This is a genomic window from Pantoea sp. CTOTU49201 (assembly GCF_032054795.1).
Lineage (GTDB): Bacteria > Pseudomonadota > Gammaproteobacteria > Enterobacterales > Enterobacteriaceae > Pantoea > Pantoea symbiotica.
Map to the genome: position 1 here is coordinate 1 of NZ_DAMBSA010000528.1, position 2,610 is coordinate 2,610.

The 2,610-nt window shown below is 60.0% G+C and carries 5 protein-coding genes; all 5 read right to left on the minus strand.

The window, feature by feature from the left end; genetic code table 11:
- Positions 1-1,015: AMP-binding protein (locus RTY00_RS23270; RefSeq protein WP_312666540.1), on the minus strand; the 1,015-nt coding region annotated here is incomplete at its 3' end.
- Positions 1,012-1,566 (minus strand): hypothetical protein, encoded by a 555-nt coding sequence (locus RTY00_RS23275; protein WP_312666541.1) that lies wholly within the window; start codon positions 1,564-1,566, stop codon positions 1,012-1,014. The genes RTY00_RS23275 and RTY00_RS23270, both read right to left, overlap by 4 nt.
- 4 nt (positions 1,567-1,570) lie before the next feature.
- A complete protein-coding gene (locus RTY00_RS23280; RefSeq protein WP_101760886.1) occupies positions 1,571-1,825 on the minus strand; it encodes an acyl carrier protein in 255 nt (84 codons plus the stop codon).
- Between the two features lie 11 nt (positions 1,826-1,836).
- A complete protein-coding gene (locus tag RTY00_RS23285; RefSeq protein WP_007887282.1) occupies positions 1,837-2,094 on the minus strand; it encodes a phosphopantetheine-binding protein in 258 nt (85 codons plus the stop codon).
- A 3-nt stretch (positions 2,095-2,097) separates the two neighbouring features.
- On the minus strand, positions 2,098-2,610 hold a 513-nt coding region (locus RTY00_RS23290), incomplete at its 5' end, for a lysophospholipid acyltransferase family protein (protein WP_312666542.1).

The window sequence follows — 2,610 nt, forward strand, 5'->3', positions numbered from 1 at the left end:
TCACCACGCGATCCTGACGCCCCGCCAGCTGAAACTGGCCGGACGGCTGCTGCACAATACGATCGTCGAGCGCGCAACCAGCATCGGTTTCCAGCAAAGCGGAAAACACCCGCCAGCGTCCGGCTTGCTGCTCACGCAGGGTAATCTGCGGGAAAGCGTGCCACAGCGCGTTCTCCTCGCGGGCGCAGCGCCAGCCAATCACGCCGGTTTCGGTACTGCCATAAATTTCATCAACCGTACAGCTTAGCGCCTGTTGCGCATGCTGCGCCGCCGTCCACGGCAATGCGCCACCGGCGGAGACGATCAGCTCACAGCGCGGCCCGGCTAGCGCCGAATCGAGACGACGCAAAAACGCCGGGCTGCTGATAAACGCGTAGCGACGATCGGGTGATTGATCGGCCAGCTGTTCGCTGTAGAAAATTTGCTGCGCGGCAAAGGGTAAACCCAGCGCCATCGGCAACACGATACGAAAACTCAGGCCATACAGATGTTGATGGCTGACGGAGGCAATCACATGGCAATCACGTAAGCGGGCGCCCCACAAGGAGTTGAGCCAGTGGGCTTCAAGATCCAGCGCGCGCAGCGATTTCACCACGCGACGCGGCGTGCCGGTCGAACCGGACGTGAACAGCACCAGCGAAGCATCGGCGGCGATCGGCGGTAATGCGTCGCTCACCAGCGCGTCGTCCCAGCGCAACTGCGGCAGCGAGACCGCCAGCGGCATATCGCTGATCACGCCATCGAGGCTGTCGGCCATCTCTTCCAGCTGGGCCGCGCGACAGTGTCCGGGGATCACCGGCGTTTTACCGGCGTGCCACAGCGCCAGCAGCGCGGCAGTGAAGGCATAACTGTTATCAAAGCACAGCGCCCAATATTGGCCGGGCTGGTTTTGCAGCCGATCAACCAGCGCCTGCACCTGCTGACGCAAGGTGCGCAGCGTGTATTGCTGTTGGCCGTGCCAGGCCACAATGCGATCCGGCGCGCTGAGCCAATCGCGAAGGCTATGTAGGTTCATGCCTGTTTCCTTATGCGCTGACGCAGCAGCCATTCGCCGCCCATCAGCGTGCCCATCAGCAAATAGCTGATGCACCCATTCCAGAGTGTCCAAAGCGTGACATCATTGAGCAGGCAGGTGAGCAACGCCACGCTGCCGTTGAAGATGAAAAAGCCGCACCACACTTGCGTCACGCGGCGGGTATAACGCACCGCGCGCGGTGGCAGATTCGGTTCGCGCAGCCGCGCCAGCCGCTCCACCAGCGGCATTGGGCTCCACAATGACGCGCCAAACAGCAGCAGCATCAGCGCATTGACCACCAGCGGATACCACAGCAGCAGATGTTGCGATCGGAGCAGCAGACTGGCGAGGCATAACGCGCTGCCGACCAACGCCAGCAGCAGCATCACGCGCGCCATCGGCCCGGCGGCACGGCGCAGCGTCCAGACACGCAGCACAAACAGCAGCGCCAGCAGAGCCGTCACGCCGCGCCACTGTGGCTGGGTGATGGTCAACCACACCAGAAACGGCCACGCCAGCAGCGCCACGCCGTTTAGCAGCCGCAGCAGCATACGATCAGGCTTCGTCGCGCATCAGTTGGTCGACGGCATCTACCACGTCCTGCACGGTACGCACCGCGCGGAAGGTTTCCGGTTTGATTTTGCGGCCAGTACGCTTTTGCAGATGCACCACCATATCCACCGCATCGATGCTATCCAGCTCGAGGTCTTCATACAGGCGGGCGTCCGGGCGAATATCGTCCGGCTCAATTTCAAACAGCGAGGTGAGCAGCGAAGCCACTTCCTGGTAAATTTCGTTTTTGTTCATCATGTTGGCTGTTCTCAGGCTTGCTGTTGTTCAACAAACGCGGCCAGTGTAGCCACGGAAAAAAAGTGCGCGCGCAGCGTTTCACTCTCAGCTGAGAGCTGTACGCCGAAACGATTTTTCACCGCCAGTCCCAGCTCCAGCGCATCGATTGAATCGAGGCCCAGCCCCTCGCCAAACAGCGGCGCGTCGGTTTCGATGTCGTCAGGGCTGATATCTTCCAGATTCAGCGTGTCGATAATCATCTGTTTAATGTCGTTAATCAGTACTTGCATAACTTAGTTGGTCTCGTCAGGCACCAGCGCCTGTTGCAGATGACGCGTCAGACGACGTGCGGCCAGCGGCTGCGCATCCTCTTCGGCTTCACTAAAGGCGTGGCTAGCAATACGCGATTGTACGCGTACAGTAAAAATCGGTTTAACCAGCGGAATCTGATACCAGCGGCTTTGCTTATCGAGCATGCGCTCGGTGCAGCTAATGTGTACCACGCGCAGATCGCAGCCAGCGCGCACCGCAATGTTGGCAGCACCGCGTTGTAACTTCAGCGGCTCGCCATAACGGGTGCGCGTCCCTTCAGGAAAAATCAGTATGGTATCGCCGCGCGCCAGCCGCTGTTGGCTGTCTGGCAGCAGCGTATCGGCTTCGCTGTTAATCAGGTAATCGGCGGCGCGAATCACGCCACGGAAGAAAATGTTGTGCTGCAGCTCGGCTTTCACCAGGCAATCCATCTCGGGCAACACCGAGGCGATCATCACGTAATCGATCAATGACGGATGGTTGGCGACGATCAG